Annotated in this window: 16 protein-coding genes; 11 read left to right on the plus strand and 5 right to left on the minus strand. The window is 59.3% G+C overall.

Annotated features, from left to right (window positions below; all coding sequences use genetic code 11):
* Positions 1-74 precede the first annotated feature (74 nt).
* Positions 75-1,328 (plus strand): flavodoxin-dependent (E)-4-hydroxy-3-methylbut-2-enyl-diphosphate synthase, encoded by a 1,254-nt coding sequence (gene ispG, locus JZX87_RS21805; RefSeq protein WP_206827987.1) that lies wholly within the window; start codon positions 75-77, stop codon positions 1,326-1,328.
* Here ispG and JZX87_RS21810 read toward each other — a convergent pair whose 3' ends face one another.
* Positions 1,329-1,931: a TetR/AcrR family transcriptional regulator gene (locus JZX87_RS21810; protein WP_206827988.1), complete on the minus strand. Its 603-nt coding sequence runs from the start codon at positions 1,929-1,931 to the stop codon at positions 1,329-1,331.
* Between the two features lie 73 nt (positions 1,932-2,004).
* Here JZX87_RS21810 and JZX87_RS21815 point away from each other — a divergent pair, with 73 nt between their 5' ends.
* Complete coding sequence (locus JZX87_RS21815) at positions 2,005-2,481, plus strand: cupin domain-containing protein (RefSeq protein WP_206827989.1); 477 nt, start codon at positions 2,005-2,007, stop codon at positions 2,479-2,481.
* A gap of 123 nt (positions 2,482-2,604) precedes the next feature.
* Positions 2,605-3,261 (plus strand): YiaD family glycine zipper/OmpA-like lipoprotein, encoded by a 657-nt coding sequence (locus JZX87_RS21820; RefSeq protein WP_148147748.1) that lies wholly within the window; start codon positions 2,605-2,607, stop codon positions 3,259-3,261.
* Between the two features lie 68 nt (positions 3,262-3,329).
* On the opposite strand, the gene JZX87_RS21825 is transcribed toward JZX87_RS21820, so the two are convergent.
* On the minus strand, positions 3,330-4,253 hold the full coding sequence (locus JZX87_RS21825) for a polyprenyl synthetase family protein (protein WP_206827990.1): 924 nt from the start codon (positions 4,251-4,253) through the stop codon (positions 3,330-3,332).
* A 141-nt stretch (positions 4,254-4,394) separates the two neighbouring features.
* On the opposite strand from JZX87_RS21825, the gene mtgA reads away from it, so the two are divergent.
* The 3 genes from mtgA (at position 4,395) to rpmF (ending at position 6,224) form a co-directional block, all read left to right on the plus strand.
* Complete coding sequence (gene mtgA, locus JZX87_RS21830; protein WP_206827991.1) at positions 4,395-5,141, plus strand: monofunctional biosynthetic peptidoglycan transglycosylase; 747 nt, start codon at positions 4,395-4,397, stop codon at positions 5,139-5,141.
* A gap of 67 nt (positions 5,142-5,208) precedes the next feature.
* The gene (locus tag JZX87_RS21835; RefSeq protein ID WP_206827992.1) at positions 5,209-5,871 is read left to right on the plus strand and encodes a glutathione S-transferase family protein; all 663 of its coding nucleotides are present in this window, start codon (positions 5,209-5,211) and stop codon (positions 5,869-5,871) included.
* A 167-nt stretch (positions 5,872-6,038) separates the two neighbouring features.
* The gene (gene rpmF, locus JZX87_RS21840; RefSeq protein WP_112458846.1) at positions 6,039-6,224 is read left to right on the plus strand and encodes a 50S ribosomal protein L32; all 186 of its coding nucleotides are present in this window, start codon (positions 6,039-6,041) and stop codon (positions 6,222-6,224) included.
* An 83-nt stretch (positions 6,225-6,307) separates the two neighbouring features.
* Here rpmF and phaR read toward each other — a convergent pair whose 3' ends face one another.
* Positions 6,308-6,889 (minus strand): polyhydroxyalkanoate synthesis repressor PhaR, encoded by a 582-nt coding sequence (gene phaR / locus JZX87_RS21845; RefSeq protein ID WP_183829193.1) that lies wholly within the window; start codon positions 6,887-6,889, stop codon positions 6,308-6,310.
* 222 nt (positions 6,890-7,111) lie between these two features.
* On the opposite strand from phaR, the gene JZX87_RS21850 reads away from it, so the two are divergent.
* Together JZX87_RS21850 and phbB are read left to right on the plus strand one after the other, a co-directional pair.
* A complete protein-coding gene (locus JZX87_RS21850; RefSeq protein WP_206827993.1) occupies positions 7,112-8,293 on the plus strand; it encodes an acetyl-CoA C-acetyltransferase in 1,182 nt (393 codons plus the stop codon).
* 44 nt (positions 8,294-8,337) lie between these two features.
* Positions 8,338-9,066, plus strand: a complete 729-nt coding sequence (gene phbB / locus JZX87_RS21855; protein WP_206828038.1) for an acetoacetyl-CoA reductase — start codon at positions 8,338-8,340, stop codon at positions 9,064-9,066.
* Positions 9,067-9,173: 107 nt separating this feature from the next.
* Here the strand turns inward: phbB and JZX87_RS21860 are convergent, their stop codons facing one another.
* Positions 9,174-9,428 (minus strand): YMGG-like glycine zipper-containing protein, encoded by a 255-nt coding sequence (locus tag JZX87_RS21860; RefSeq protein WP_148147754.1) that lies wholly within the window; start codon positions 9,426-9,428, stop codon positions 9,174-9,176.
* Positions 9,429-9,460: 32 nt separating this feature from the next.
* Positions 9,461-9,616: a DUF3309 family protein gene (locus tag JZX87_RS21865; RefSeq protein WP_112458869.1), complete on the minus strand. Its 156-nt coding sequence runs from the start codon at positions 9,614-9,616 to the stop codon at positions 9,461-9,463.
* A 494-nt stretch (positions 9,617-10,110) separates the two neighbouring features.
* Here JZX87_RS21865 and JZX87_RS21870 point away from each other — a divergent pair, with 494 nt between their 5' ends.
* From JZX87_RS21870 to fdxA, 3 genes are all read left to right on the plus strand, one after another.
* On the plus strand, positions 10,111-13,221 hold the full coding sequence (locus JZX87_RS21870) for a helicase-related protein (protein ID WP_206828039.1): 3,111 nt from the start codon (positions 10,111-10,113) through the stop codon (positions 13,219-13,221).
* 6 nt (positions 13,222-13,227) lie between these two features.
* Positions 13,228-13,665, plus strand: coding sequence for an RNA-binding S4 domain-containing protein (locus tag JZX87_RS21875; RefSeq protein ID WP_148147755.1), 438 nt, complete (start codon positions 13,228-13,230; stop codon positions 13,663-13,665).
* Positions 13,666-13,858: 193 nt separating this feature from the next.
* Positions 13,859-14,197, plus strand: a complete 339-nt coding sequence (fdxA, locus tag JZX87_RS21880) for a ferredoxin FdxA (RefSeq protein WP_112505794.1) — start codon at positions 13,859-13,861, stop codon at positions 14,195-14,197.
* Positions 14,198-14,588: the final 391 nt, after the last annotated feature.

Genomic DNA, 14,588 nt, shown 5'->3' on the forward strand with positions numbered 1-14,588 from the left:
GCTCGGTGGTTGACAAGCGGCAATGCATACGCCACCTGAATTGCAACTCTGCTTGTAGGCACCGAGACCTGACCATGACATCACCCATAGACTTCGATCCGAAACCGCGCCGTCAGACCGTTGCGGTCGATGTGGGCGGGGTCATCGTGGGTGGTGGTGCGCCGGTCGTCGTGCAATCGATGACCAATACGGATACTGCCGATATCGATGCTACCGTGGCGCAGGTCGCAGCGCTCTATAAGGCCGGTTCGGAAATCGTGCGCATCACTGTCGATCGCGACGAAAGTGCCGCCGCCGTGCCGAAGGTGCGCGAACGCCTTCTGCGGCTCGGCATGGATGTGCCGCTTGTCGGCGATTTCCACTATATCGGCCACAAGCTGCTCTCCGACCATCCGGCCTGCGCCGAAGCGCTGGCAAAGTACCGCATCAATCCGGGCAATGTCGGCTTCAAGGATAAAAAGGACAAGCAGTTCGGCGACATCATCGAGATGGCGATCCGCTACGACAAGCCGGTGCGTATCGGCGTCAACTGGGGTTCGCTAGATCAGGACCTCCTGACCACGCTGATGGATCGCAATGCGGAAGCCGGTTCGCCGCTTTCAGCCCGCCAGGTCATGCATGAGGCGATCGTGCAGTCGGCGCTGATTTCGGCCGAGCTGGCCGAATCGATCGGCCTGCCGCGCAACCGCATCATCCTGTCCGCAAAGGTCAGCCAGGTTCAGGACCTGATCGCCTGTTATTCGATGCTGGCCGAGCGCTCCAACCACGCGCTGCATCTTGGTCTCACCGAAGCGGGCATGGGTTCCAAGGGTATCGTCGCCTCGTCGGCGGCAATGGGTTATGTGTTGCAGCACGGGATCGGCGACACCATCCGCGTTTCGTTGACGCCGGAGCCGAATGGCGACCGGACGAAGGAAGTGCAGGTGGCCCAGGAAATCCTGCAGGTCATGGGCTTTCGCCAGTTCATTCCGGTGGTTGCCGCGTGTCCGGGCTGCGGCCGCACGACCTCTACCGTGTTCCAGGAACTGGCCCAGAACATCCAGGCCGACATCCGCAAGAACATGCCGGTCTGGCGCGAGAAATATCCGGGTGTCGAGGCGCTCAACGTCGCCGTCATGGGCTGCATCGTCAACGGTCCGGGCGAGAGCAAGCATGCCGATATCGGCATCTCGCTGCCGGGTACGGGTGAAACGCCGTCCGCGCCCGTCTTCATAGATGGCAAGAAGGCGATGACGCTGAAAGGCCCGAACATCGCCGGCGATTTCGAGAAGCTCGTTACGGACTATATCGAAAACCGTTTCGGCCAGAACCGCACAGCTGCCGAATAATTATTTTGCCTCGGCCAGCGCTTTTGCGAGCATGGCCTGGGCAGACCAGCGAACGACCTTTTCCCCCCTGTCGATATCCATGGCGCAGACGTCGCGCAGCACGATGATCGCTTCGATGCCTGTCAGCAGCGACAGGCCGGCGAGCAGGTTTTCGTAAGCCGGTTTCGACAGCTTTTCCTCGATCGGCTGTAGCGCTTCCGACAGCCAGGGAAGGCGGCGGCCTGTGCGCGGGATCTGATCATTGGTGGCCGCTGCCGCCAGAAATGCGCGAAAAACGCTTTCGCTTTCGGCGACCATGCGGAAAATCCGGCCGACCATCTCGTCCAGCCGCTGCTCGACCGTGCCGTTTTTCGCAACGCCCTCGGAAAGATGAACCTGCTCCGCCACCGCATCCAGTGCGGCCTCGCGCAAAATGTCGTCCGGTTTGGAGAAATAGCGATAGGCGGTAGCGCGGGAAATGCCTGACGCATCGGCCACATCGGCCACCGAAAATGATGCCCCTTCCTCGATCATCCTGCGTGCCGTTCTCAACAATTCGGCGCGCGTTCTCTTCTTCTGGTTGATCCGCCCGGAGCCTGTTTCGCGCAATACTTGACCTGTCATCACATTTCCTTTATGAGAAATTTGTCTCATTAAGAGGTTATTGTATCACAAATACAAGAGAGGACAAGACGACATGACCGCCAAGGTCGATCCCCACGACACCGCGCCGATGACGGTGCATTTTCTCGGTAATCTGCTGACCTTCCATATCCGCAGCACCACAACGGGCGACAAGTTCACGCTGATCGAAAATCGCACCGCGCCCGGACAAGGCGCGCCGATGCACCGCCAGGCGGATGACGAGGCTTTTTACGTTCTGGAGGGCGAGTACGAGTTTCTGCTCGACGGTACGTGGCACAGGAAGGGAGCCGGGGAGGCGCTTCATATCGCGCCCGGCACGGTGCACGCGTTCCGCAATCCCGGAAAAACCGATGCGCGGATGCTGATCATCAACTCGCCCGGCAGCCTGCATGAGGCTTTCTTCGTCGATGTCGGCGAAAAGGTTGAATTCGGACAGACGGCATTTCCGCCGATGACGCCGCCGGATATTCCGGCCATCGTTGCCAGCGGATTGCACAACCGTATCGAAATCCTTCCTCCTGCCGCATGATGGAATTTGCAGTCATGTGATCTCCCCGTCAGTGGCCAATGATGGGGAGAGAACAGTCCTTTCCTCGTTTCGCCGCATTTCATGGTAAGGAAGTGCGACCACCTAGGACGGGAAACGATTCGAATGCTCAAGAAATTTGCCATTGTCGCGCTGGCCGCGACCTTCCTTTCTGCCTGCACCACGACCGATCCGTATACGGGCGAGCAGAAGGTTTCCAACACTGCGGGCGGCGCCGCGATCGGTGCCGGTATCGGCGCACTCGGCGGTCTCGTCATCGGCGGCGGTAACAAGGGCCGCAATGCCTTGATCGGTGCCGCAATCGGCGGTCTCGCCGGTGGCGCGATCGGCAATTACATGGACCGCCAGGAAGCCGAACTGCGCCAGCAGTTGCAGGGTACCGGCGTCTCCGTGACGCGCCAGGGTGACCGCATCATCCTCAACATGCCGTCGAACATCACGTTCGCAACCGACCAGGACCAGGTCATTCCGCCGTTCTACGATACGCTGAATTCCGTCGCGATCGTGCTCAACAAGTTCGGCAAGACCTATATTGACGTCAACGGTCACACGGACTCGACCGGCAGCCTGCAGCATAATCAGGCGCTTTCCGAGCGTCGTGCGGCTTCCGTTGCCAATTATCTCGGCGGCCGTGGTGTCGACCAGCGCCGTATCTCGACCATGGGCTTTGGTCCGTCGCAGCCGGTCGCTTCCAACGCAACGCCGGACGGCCGCGCGCAGAACCGCCGCGTCGAAGTGGCGATCGCTCCGATCCAGCAGTAAAAACAAACCCACCGCCGGCTGTTCAGGTCGGCGGTGGGGTCATTTCGGTCAAGCCGGTTTTTGCCGGCCTAGCTCTGGCGATTGGCGACGAAGCGCGCCGCCTGCTGCAGGATTTCTGATCTTGCGCCATAGGGTGCGAGCAGATCGACAGCTTCTGTCGTCAGCGCATTCAGCGTCTTTTCCGCCCAATCCATTCCGTGCAATCCGACCAGCGTGCCCTTGCCGCGTCCGGCATCCTTGCCGGCTGCCTTGCCGAGCGTTGCCGCATCGGAGGTGACGTCGAGCAGATCGTCGGCAAGCTGGAAGGCAAGGCCGATCTTTTCGCCGAAGAGTTTTAGCCGCTTGCGGTCGTCATCGGATGCGCCGGCAATGACCGGGCCTGCCTCGCAGGCAAACCGCAGCAATGCGCCGGTCTTCATCGCCTGCAGGGTGCGGATGCCTGCTTCGTCGGGCGCCTTCTTCTCGGCAGCCAGATCAAGCGCCTGTCCGCCGGCCATGCCGCCGACACCGGCAGCACGGGCAAGTGCGGAGATCAACTGCACCTTGCTTTCGGCGGCAAGCCCGGTTTCCTGTGCCGAGATGATATCGAAGGCGTAGGTCAAAAGGCTGTCGCCGGCGAGGATGGCGACGGCTTCATCGAAGGCCTTGTGGACCGTCGGCTGGCCGCGGCGCAGATCGTCGTCGTCCATGGCCGGCAGGTCATCGTGGATCAGCGAATAACAGTGCAGGCATTCGAGTGCCGCGCCGATGCGCAGTGCCGTCTCGCGGTCTCCGCCGAACAGGGCGGCACTCTCGACAACGAGGAAAGGTCGCAACCGCTTGCCGCCGTTCAGCGTTCCATGGCGCATGGCGGCGGTCAGGTTTTCCGGCCGGGTGATCTCGTCCTCCAGCGCCTGCGGCGAAAGCAGGTGCATCAGCAGCGCTTCCGTCTCGACGGCGCTCTCTCTCAGTCGGGTCTCGAAAAGGGGCTGATCGGCGGGCTTCGTGTTCATGGCCGCTGTGTTGCATGCCGCCACAGCGCTGGCAACGGGTTTAACCACCCCACAGGAAGTTTAACGCGAAAGACTCGTCACATGCCGCCATACTGGCTATGAAACATCGGGTTGCTTATCGGGGCTCTTGGGAACTTCGTTTTGGATATCACGCCAGATCGGCAGACTGAGGAAGAGGAACCCGCCATGCCGCGACGGCAAAAGGCGGGATCGCTTTCGCGTGTTGGCCGAAAGGCCGTTCTCATCATCGCTGCACTTCTCATCCTGCCCTATCTGCTCATTCCCGTTTACGCTGTGCCGTTTACCCGGCCGGTCTCGACGCTGATGCTGTCGGAACTGTTTCTCCTGCGCGGCTATGACCGGCGCTGGGTGGATCTCGACGAGATCTCGCCCAATCTCGTGCGCGCGGTGATGATGTCGGAAGACGGGCAGTTCTGCTTTCACGGCGGAGTCGACTGGAAACAGATGCGCGGTGTAGTCGAGGATACTCTCAGCGGCGAGGCGACACGCGGCGCCAGCACGATCTCGATGCAGACGGCGAAAAACCTGTTTTTGTGGAACGGTCGTTTCTTCGTGCGCAAGGTGCTGGAAATGCCGCTGGCGATTGCTGCCGATACGATCTGGACGAAGCGGCGGATGCTGGAAATCTATCTTAACGTCGCCGAATGGGGGCCGGGCATCTATGGTGCGGAGGCCGCCGCACAGCATTATTTCAAGACAAGTGCGGCAAAGCTCAACACCAGCCAGGCAGCACTGCTGGCCGTGGCGCTCCCCAATCCGTTTACCCGCGTCGCCAGCAAACCGGGCCGCGGCATGCGCCGTCTGGCTGCCGTCATCGATCGGCGGGCGAGGAATTCCGGCGAATATATCAAATGCATTTATGACTAGGTTCTAGGCTTTTCATTGGAGGCTTTTGGCCTGCGCCTGTAGCGTGAGGCAAAAGCTGGAGACTGTCATGGCTGAAGAACTCACCCTTTATATCGGCAACAAGAATTATTCGTCCTGGTCGTTCCGGCCGTGGATCGCATTGACGGCGGCAGGCGTTCCGTTTCGTGAAGTGCTGATCCCTTTCGATGATGACGGTGGCAATCCGAAATTCAGGGAAATCTCGCCGACAGGCCGGGTGCCGTGTTTGCATCACGGTGCGTTTCGCGTCTGGGAATCGCTTGCGATCATCGAATATGCTGCCGAGCTTTTTCCGGAGAGAGCCATTTGGCCGAAAGCTGTTGCCGATAGGGCTTTGGCGCGCTCCGTTTCGATGGAGATGCTGTCCGGCTTCAGGGGTATACGCAATGCCTGCCCGATGAACCTGCGGCGGCCAAAACGCCGGCTCGACTTGGCCGTGGACGTGCAGGCGGGCGTGGATGCCGACGTCGCGCGGATTTCCGCGATCTGGACCGAGCTGACGGCGCGCTCGGGCGGGCCTTATCTGTTCGGCGAGTTTTCGGCGGCAGATGCTATGTTCGCGCCGGTGGTCAACCGGTTCGAGGCATATGACCTCGTGTCCGACAAGGTTGTGCTTGCCTATATGGCGGCGATGAAGGTGCATCCGGCGTGGAAGGCGTGGGAAACGGCAGCGCTTGCCGAGACCTGGATCGTGCCGGCGGACGAAGCATGAATGGCTGGATTCGACGAATCCGGCGCGGCCGCGAAAAAATGCCTGTGGGGACTGGTCAAAGCCCTGACGTGCATGTATAAGCCAGCCAAATTTCCGAGATCGAGACGTGACGGGTTCGGCCTCACAGGGGCCGAATAAGGCGTTTTGCACGAAGTGGAGTAACACAAATGGCAGTACCAAAGAGAAAAGTTAGCCGATCCAAGCGCGGTATGCGCCGCTCCGCAGACGCGCTGGCTACCCCGACGTTTGTCGAGGACAAGAATTCCGGCGAACTTCGCCGTCCGCACCATATCGACCTGAAGACCGGCATGTACCGCGGTCGCCAGGTTCTGACGCCGAAGGAAAGCGCATAAGCGTTTTTCTCGAGCAGAAACTTTAAAGCCCGGTCTGACCGGGCTTTTTTGTTGCGCGAAATTCTATTTTCAGGATTGCAGTGTCAGGCGCCGAGGCTGTCCAGCCGGCTCTGGAGGCTGCGGAGCTGTTCCTTCAACTCGTCGATATCGCGTGCCTCGGCTTTTTTCGGTGCCGGGCTTGCCGGTGGGGCGGAATAGGGTGCGAACATCTGCATAGCCTGACGGAACATTTCCGTGTTGCGACGCACCTGATCTTCCATCATCTGCATCGGAGCGTGAAGGTTCTTGGCCAAAGGCGTCTCGCCGAAGGCGCGTGTCATCTGCTCTCGCATCTGTACTTGCTGTTCGGTGAAAGCGTGCATGGATTGCTCAAGGAATGTCGGCACGACCATCTGCATCTGATCGCCATAGAAAGAAATGAGCTGGCGCAGGAAGGAAACCGGCAGAAGCGTGTTTCCCGTCTTGGATTCCTGCTCGAAGATGATCTGTGTCAGGACCGAATGGGTGATGTCCTCGCCGGTCTTTGCGTCCTGCACCGCAAAAACCTCACCCTTCTTCACCATCTTGGCGAGATCCTCCAGGGTGACATAGGTGCTGGTGCCAGTGTTATACAGCCGCCGGTTGGCGTATTTCTTGATAACCGTCTCGCCTTCGGCTTTCGCCATCGTTTTGCCTCCCACAGCACAAATCTTATTATTTCCAGGGCAAGCGCCCTTCTCCCAGCATGAAATGTAAGCTCAACCATGCGCCGAGACAATGTTTTTGTGCGGCGCGACGAAAATCGTGTTGCGCAGCAAATGACTTCAAAGCCGATGTCGCATGCGTCCATTTGACACCTCGACCGAGCTTTGCCAGTGTCCGGCCAACAATAATGCCGGAGGAAACGCATGCCTCATCCTTCTATTGTCATCGCCGCTGCGGGTCGTACCGCTGTCGGCTCGTTCAACGGTGCCTTCGCAAGCGTGCCGGCGCATGAACTCGGAGCCGTTGCCATCAAGGGGGTATTGGCGCGCGCCAGGGTCGAGGCAGGCGAGGTGGATGAAGTCATCCTCGGCCAGGTCCTGCCGGCAGGCGAGGGGCAGAACCCCGCAAGGCAGGCGGCGATGAAGGCAGGCGTGCCGCAGGAAGCGACCGCCTGGGGCGTCAACCAGCTTTGCGGATCAGGTCTGCGTGCTGTCGCGCTCGGTATGCAGCAGATTGCGCTTGGCGACGCGAAGATCATTGTTGCCGGCGGACAGGAATCGATGTCGATGGCGCCGCATTGCGCCCACCTTCGCGGCGGTGTGAAGATGGGTGACTTCAATATGGTCGATACGATGCTGAAGGATGGCCTGACCGACGCATTTTACGGTTATCACATGGGAATTACGGCGGAAAATATCGCCCGCCAATGGCAGCTTTCCCGCGATGACCAGGATCAGTATGCGGTTTCCTCGCAAAACAAAGCCGAGACTGCACAGGCGGCAGGGCGGTTCCGGGACGAGATCCTGCCCTTCGTCGTCAAGGGAAGAAAGGGTGATGTCACCGTCGACCAGGACGAATATATCCGGGCCGGCGCGACGCTGGACCTGATGGCCAAACTTCGCCCTGCCTTCGACAAGGAAGGTACGGTAACGGCCGGAAATGCCTCGGGTCTCAATGATGGTGCTGCCGCCGTCATACTGATGACGGAAGAAGAAGCCGTTCGCCGCGGTATCGAGCCGCTCGCACGCATTGCGTCCTGGGCAACGGCAGGCGTCGACCCGCAGATCATGGGGTCGGGGCCGATCCCGGCGTCGCGCAAAGCCTTGGAAAAGGCGGGCTGGAAAGTTTCCGATCTTGATCTTATCGAGGCGAATGAGGCATTTGCTGCGCAGAGCTGCGCGGTAGTCCGTGATCTCGGTCTCGATCCGTCGATCGTCAACGTCAATGGCGGAGCAATCGCCATCGGTCATCCGATCGGCGCTTCCGGCGCTCGCATTCTCAACACTTTGTTGTTCGAGATGAAGCGGCGCGGATCGTCGAAAGGGCTGGCGACGCTATGCATCGGTGGCGGCATGGGGGTTGCCATGTGTCTGGAACGTCCATGAACGCCCTTGAACCGTGACGCGGTTTTAAAAGAGAAGGAAGAATGATGGGGCGAGTTGCTCTCGTTTCGGGTGGTACGCGCGGCATCGGTGCCGCGGTTTCGGTCGCCCTCAAGGCCGCAGGATACAGGGTTGCTGCGAGTTATCACGGCAATGACGAGCGTGCATCCCAGTTTCACGACGCCACCGGCATTCCGGTTTTCAAGTGGGACGTGTCGAATTACGATGCCTGCGTTGCCGGTGTCGAGGCTGTTGAGAAGCAGATGGGTCCAATTGAGGTTCTCGTCAACAATGCCGGCATTGCGCGGGACAACATGTTTCATCGCATGACGCCGCAGCAGTGGAACGAAGTGATCGGCACCAATCTCACCGGCCTGTTCAACATGACTCATCCCGTGTGGCCGGGGATGCGGGAACGCGGTTTTGGCCGGATCATCAGCATATCCTCGATCAACGGGCAAAAAGGCCAGTTGGGGCAGGCGAATTACGCAGCCGCGAAAGCCGGCGATGTCGGTTTCACCAAGGCACTGGCGCTCGAAGGCGCGTCGCGCAACATCACCGTCAATGCGATCTGCCCGGGTTATACGGAGACGGACATGGTGAAAGCCATTCCGCAACATGTGCTGGAGGAAAAGATCCTGCCGCATATCCCGGTCGGGCGGCTTGGCAGGCCGGAAGAAATTGCCCGCTGCGTGGTGTTTCTGGCTTCCGACGATGCGGGTTTCATTACCGGCTCGACGCTTACCGCCAACGGCGGCCAGTATATGGCCGGCTGAACAGGCCGGGGCCTGTTGCTACTTGCAGGCAATATAGATCATCAAAAATTAAGGCCGGAATCCTCTCCCGATTCCGGCCTTAACATATTCAGCTGAAAACGTGCCGCTTAGCGGCAACGAGCTTCGTAGGTACGGCCATAGCGGTCGCGATAGACGCAGTAGCCGCGGTGCTTCTGGGATTCGCCGATGGCTGCCCCGATCAGACCGCCGCCGACAGCGCCGACTGCCGCGCCGCCCCAGCTGTTCGTTACGGCGCCGCCGATAACCGCGCCGGATGCTGCACCGATGGCCGTTCCCTTTTCGGTCGAGGTGCACGACGCGAGAGTGCCGACAAGCGCGGCGATCAGCATGATCTTCTTCATAACTCGGTTTCCTTCCCTTCCACGTTGATAGTTCAGATCCTGCCCATGAGAAGCAGGATGATGATGATAAGAACGACGAGACCCAAGCCGCCCGAAGGACCATAACCCCAATTCCGGCTATGTCCCCAATTCGGCAGAGCGCCGATAAGGAGCAGAATGAGTATTACGAGTAGAACCGTTCCGAGCATGGGTTTATCTCCGCTTTCCTGAAGCCAGGATGAATTTGCGGTGAGAACGTGGCGCTGGAACTTTTGTTCCATTGGCGTGGAAGTCCTTGTTCTCACTCCTGGTTACGGGCGGTTAACGGACGTTGAGAGATGTCTCCGACTTCTGATCCGTCAAAAAAATGCTGTTTGGTCGGGTAATTGACTCTCGAAGCGATACGAGTCCTTGACCTGTTCTCGTCGGGAAAGTCGGCGGAATGTCCTTTGGTACAATATGATGTGTCTGTCTAGTTTCTGTGTCTATATATTGTGAGAACGGAGCGTGAATCCAGTGAGTCTTCGATTCGTCGCCGATTCGTTCACTTTTGTTCCGAAGATGTCGTCATCCCGGTTTTCAGCCGCCTCAGCGTCTTTCTTCTTGCGTTTGTCGCGTTGCGTCGCCATGTGTTGCGAAACTTCAGGCGACAATGGAGCCCGTGGTTGATTAGACGTGGAACTTCGCTTTGAATTCTCAGCCCATGATTTTTAGCGGGCGTGGCGTTACCGCCGTGCTTGGCCCCACGAATACCGGCAAGACCCATTACGCGATCGAGCGCATGGTGGCGCACGGCTCAGGCGTGATCGGCCTGCCGCTCCGGTTGCTCGCGCGCGAAGTCTACACGAGGCTGGTGGAGAAGGTCGGGCATCACAATGTTGCACTGATCACCGGTGAAGAGAAGATCACGCCGCATATGGCGCGTTATTCGGTCTGCACCGTCGAGGCGATGCCGCGCGAGACGAAGGCCTCTTTCGTCGCGATCGACGAAGTCCAGCTTGCCGGCGATCTTGAGCGCGGACATATCTTTACCGACCGCATCCTGCATTTGCGCGGCCGCGACGAGACGCTTCTTCTCGGCGCTGCAACCATGCGGCCAATCCTCGAGAAACTTCTCCCGGGTATTACGATCGTTGAGCGCCCGCGCCTGTCGCAGCTTTTTTATGCGGGCCAGAAGAAGATCACGCGCCTGCCGCAGCGGACCGCGATTGTCGCCTTTTCGGCCGACGAGGTTTATGCGATCGCCGAACTGATCCGCCGCCAGCGCGGCGGGGCTGCCGTCGTGCTTGGAGCGCTCAGCCCGCGCACCCGCAATGCGCAGGTCGGCCTTTATCAGGAAGGTGATGTCGAATATCTGGTGGCCACCGATGCGATCGGCATGGGCCTCAACCTCGATGTCGACCATGTCGCCTTCGCACAGGACCGGAAATTCGACGGATACCAGTTCCGCAATCTCAATCCTGCCGAAATGGCGCAGATTGCCGGTCGTGCGGGACGGCACCTTCACGATGGCACGTTCGGAGTGACGGGACAGGTCGCCCCGTTCGACGACGAGCTGGTGGAGAGGATCGAGGGGCATCATTTCGACAGTGTAAAGGTGCTGCAGTGGCGTTCGAAAAACCTCAGCTTTTCGTCGCTCAATGAGCTTCGTCGCAGTCTCGATGCAAATCCGACGATACAGGGGCTGACGCGTGCTTTGCCGGCTACTGACAGCCAGGCTCTCGACTATCTGTCACGCTATCCGGAAGTGAAGGATATCGTTACCACGCCGGAGCGTGTGGAGAAATTATGGGACGCCTGCGCGCTTCCAGACTATAGAAGAATTGCGCCGGCGCAGCATGCTGACCTTATTTCGACGCTTTTCTTCGATCTTGTGCGTCGCGGCACGGTGAACGAGGACTTCATGGCGGAGCAGGTTCGCCGTGCCGACCGCACCGACGGCGAAATCGATACCCTGTCTGCCCGAATCGCGCAGATTCGAACCTGGACCTATGTGTCAAACCGACCCGGCTGGCTTGCCGATCCGACACACTGGCAAGAAAAGACACGGGAAATCGAGGATAGGTTGTCGGACGCGCTACATGAAAGGTTGACGAAACGCTTTGTTGATCGCAGGACATCTGTGCTCATGAGGCGCCTAAGAGAGAATGCGATGCTGGAAGCAGAAATCAGTGTGAATGGCGATGTGTTTGTCGAGGGACATCACGTCGGACAGTTGGCGGGATTCCGCTTTACTCCGGTCTCGGGGACCGAAGGACCGGATGCCAAGGCTGTTCAGGCCGCCTCACAAAAGGCGCTGGCGCTGGAGTTCGAGGCGCGTGCCGCCCGTCTCTATGCTTCCGGCAATAACGATCTTGCCGTCGGTTCCGATGGTTCCGTGCGTTGGCTCGGCGATCCGGTTGCCCGTCTTGCGGCAAGCGACCATGTCATGCGCCCACGGGTCATCCTGCTGTCGGATGAACAGCTGACCGGCAATGCCCGCGAACACGTGGCCGCCCGCATCGAACGTTTCGTCAATCATCATATCGCAACGGTTCTGAAGCCGCTCGACGACCTGTCGCGCGCGGAAGACCTGCAGGGTCTGGCAAAGGGCCTAGCGTTTCAGATCGTCGAAAATCTCGGTGTCTTGTTCCGTCGCGATGTTGCCGAGGACGTGAAGTCCCTCGATCAGGATGCTCGCGCCTCGATGCGCCGCTATGGCATCCGTTTCGGCGCCTATCACGTCTTCATGCCTGCGCTGTTGAAGCCGGCTCCGGCCGAGCTTATCACGCTGCTGTGGGCGCTGAAGAACGATGGTCTCGACAAGCCGGGTTATGGCGACCTTATTCCGGCTCTTGCCGCTGGCCGCACGTCGGTTGTTGCCGATCCGTCGTTTGAGCGGACCTTCTACAAGCTCGCCGGTTTCCGTTTCCTCGGGAAGCGTGCGGTTCGCGTCGATATTCTCGAACGTCTTGCAGACCTTATCCGTCCGCTCTTGCAGTGGAAGCCGGGTGCGACGCCGCGTCCGGAAGGTGCCTATGACGGTCGCCGGTTCACCACGACGACGGCCATGCTGTCGATCCTCGGTGCAACGCCGGACGATATGGAAGAAATTCTTAAGGGTCTCGGCTATCGGGCCGACAGCGTAACTGCGGAAGAGGCTCAGGCCTATCTCGCCAGCCAGACGCCGGCCGCCGCTGCATCCGCAGCATCGGACGAGATTTCCGCTGTGGAGATTTCGGCTGAAGCATCTGCTGTTGAAGAAACGGCAGACGCAGACACTGCGGAAGCCCCGTCTGAAACAGTAACCGAAACTGCGGCTGAACCGGTTGTCGAGGCTGCAGCCGTAGAGCTGTCTGCCGAAGTCGAAGGTGCGAAGCCTGCGGAAGCTGAAGAGCCGAAGCCGGTTCTGTTGTGGCGCCCGGGCGGCGGTCGTGAAAACAACCAGCGTGGTGGCCGTCCGCAGGGCGATCGCCGCGGTCATGGCGGTGACCGGGGTGGTGATCGTGGCGGCCAGCGCAATGCCGGCGGCGAAAATGCTCCGCAGGGCCGCCGTGATGGTGATCGTCGTGACAACCGCCGCGGCGGTGAGCAGGACAAGCGCGAAGGCCAGGGTCGCGACCGTAACAACGACCGCAGGGGTGACAAGCGTCCGCAGGGCGATCGTCCCTTCCGTGGCGAACGCAACGAGGGTGGTCCGCGTCCGGAACGCGGCGGGCAGAAGAACAACCAGCCTGCACGTTTCGAGGCAAAGCCGCCGCGCAAGGAAAAGCCGATCGATCCGGATTCTCCTTTCGCAAAACTCGCTGCTCTTAAGGAGCAGATGAAGAAGTAAAGGGTCATGAGCGAAAAGCCATCCGGGGATTTGCGGCAACGCATCGACAAATGGCTTTTCTTCACCCGCATGGTGAAGTCCCGATCACTCGCGCAAAGCCTGCTCAATTCCGGCCATGTGAAGGTGAACGGGGCTTCGATCCGCCAGCCGAGCTTCCAGGTGAAGGTAGGCGATCGGGTGGAAATCGCGCTCGATCGGCGCGATCTCATCCTGGTCGTCAAGTCCGGTGGCAAGCGGCGAGGGCCTTACGAAGAGGCCAAGGAACTCTACGAAGATCTCACCCCACCGCGCGAGAAAACCGAGCGCCTGACGATGCTGGAACAGGCGCAGCGCATCAAGGGATCCGGCCGTCCGACTAAAAAGGAACGCCGCGAGACAGACCGTCTTTTTCCCAATGCTGGTGATGCCGACTTGGGTGCCGGGATCAATTGGGACGATGATTAGAAAATGCGCCCTGTTTCCGCGTTTTTTCGAAATGGTTTATCCTTGCTAAGCTTGGATAAAGGCTTTACGTGACGTTCGAAAATGCCGGATAGCCCGCCTCTGTCGTTCCAGCGGTTGCGTTGCCCCCGTCCGGCCCTCGGGGCCCGACCGTTCCCAATCGTGTCCTGATCAACGCGTTGATGTGGAGTGCTTCATGACTTATGTCGTGACCGATAACTGTGTCCGCTGCAAATATACCGACTGCGTCGAAGTCTGCCCGGTGGATTGCTTCTATGAAGGCGAGAATTTTCTCGTCATCCATCCCGACGAATGCATCGATTGCGGCGTATGCGAACCTGAATGTCCTGCCGAGGCAATCAAGCCCGATACCGAGCCGGGGCTGGACAAATGGCTGAAGATCAATGCGGAGTTCGCCCAGATCTGGCCAAACATCACGATCAAGAAAGATCCGATGGACGGCGCCAAGGAGCTTGACGGCGAGGCGGGCAAGTACGAGAAGTATTTCTCTCCGGAACCGGGCAAGGGCGACTGAGTCTAGGTTGTCCAGCCGGGATGTGCCTGCCTTGCTGTCGCAGGCGCCATTGAAGCGTTGCTGCTTTCATAGGCAGGACGCTATAATGTTGCTTTGCGGACTCTGTGAAGCAAATTATTGATTTCCGCACTTTTTTGTGGTAGACAAGAGATACTGTTCCACAAGGCGGCACTCGCGTGCCCAAAAAACATCACGAAAGCACAGATCAATCACACGCGCTCCCCGAGACATAAACTCGTTTCATGTTGTCGGTCGCAGCTCAGCGATGGGATTTGTTTTTTCGCGCGCGTTTTGTCGGACCAGTATGGAGTGACCCGACGGTTTCCCCCGTCTCATCCGGGCCTGACAGACCCGGCTTTCCCCTGACCCAGATGTGGGTGAGTAGAAGGGA

The sequence above is a fragment of the Agrobacterium sp. Ap1 genome, from assembly GCF_017313375.1.
Classification (GTDB): domain Bacteria; phylum Pseudomonadota; class Alphaproteobacteria; order Rhizobiales; family Rhizobiaceae; genus Neorhizobium; species Neorhizobium cellulosilyticum.

Excerpts from the sequence above, each read along its gene's own strand:
- JZX87_RS21865 (WP_112458869.1), bottom strand. The coding sequence starts at position 9,616 with ATGCTCGGAACGGTTCTACTCGTAATACTCATTCTGCTCCTTATCGGC.
- phaR (WP_183829193.1), bottom strand. The coding sequence starts at position 6,889 with ATGGCGAAAGCCGAAGGCGAGACGGTTATCAAGAAATACGCCAACCGG.
- phbB (WP_206828038.1), top strand. The coding sequence starts at position 8,338 with ATGGGGCGAGTTGCTCTCGTTTCGGGTGGTACGCGCGGCATCGGTGCC.
- JZX87_RS21870 (WP_206828039.1), top strand. The coding sequence starts at position 10,111 with ATGATTTTTAGCGGGCGTGGCGTTACCGCCGTGCTTGGCCCCACGAAT.
- JZX87_RS21875 (WP_148147755.1), top strand. The coding sequence starts at position 13,228 with ATGAGCGAAAAGCCATCCGGGGATTTGCGGCAACGCATCGACAAATGG.
- JZX87_RS21835 (WP_206827992.1), top strand. The coding sequence starts at position 5,209 with ATGGCTGAAGAACTCACCCTTTATATCGGCAACAAGAATTATTCGTCC.
- JZX87_RS21815 (WP_206827989.1), top strand. The coding sequence starts at position 2,005 with ATGACCGCCAAGGTCGATCCCCACGACACCGCGCCGATGACGGTGCAT.
- JZX87_RS21860 (WP_148147754.1), bottom strand. The coding sequence starts at position 9,428 with ATGAAGAAGATCATGCTGATCGCCGCGCTTGTCGGCACTCTCGCGTCG.
- rpmF (WP_112458846.1), top strand. The coding sequence starts at position 6,039 with ATGGCAGTACCAAAGAGAAAAGTTAGCCGATCCAAGCGCGGTATGCGC.
- fdxA (WP_112505794.1), top strand. The coding sequence starts at position 13,859 with ATGACTTATGTCGTGACCGATAACTGTGTCCGCTGCAAATATACCGAC.
- JZX87_RS21850 (WP_206827993.1), top strand. The coding sequence starts at position 7,112 with ATGCCTCATCCTTCTATTGTCATCGCCGCTGCGGGTCGTACCGCTGTC.
- JZX87_RS21820 (WP_148147748.1), top strand. The coding sequence starts at position 2,605 with ATGCTCAAGAAATTTGCCATTGTCGCGCTGGCCGCGACCTTCCTTTCT.
- ispG (WP_206827987.1), top strand. The coding sequence starts at position 75 with ATGACATCACCCATAGACTTCGATCCGAAACCGCGCCGTCAGACCGTT.
- JZX87_RS21825 (WP_206827990.1), bottom strand. The coding sequence starts at position 4,253 with ATGAACACGAAGCCCGCCGATCAGCCCCTTTTCGAGACCCGACTGAGA.
- JZX87_RS21810 (WP_206827988.1), bottom strand. The coding sequence starts at position 1,931 with ATGACAGGTCAAGTATTGCGCGAAACAGGCTCCGGGCGGATCAACCAG.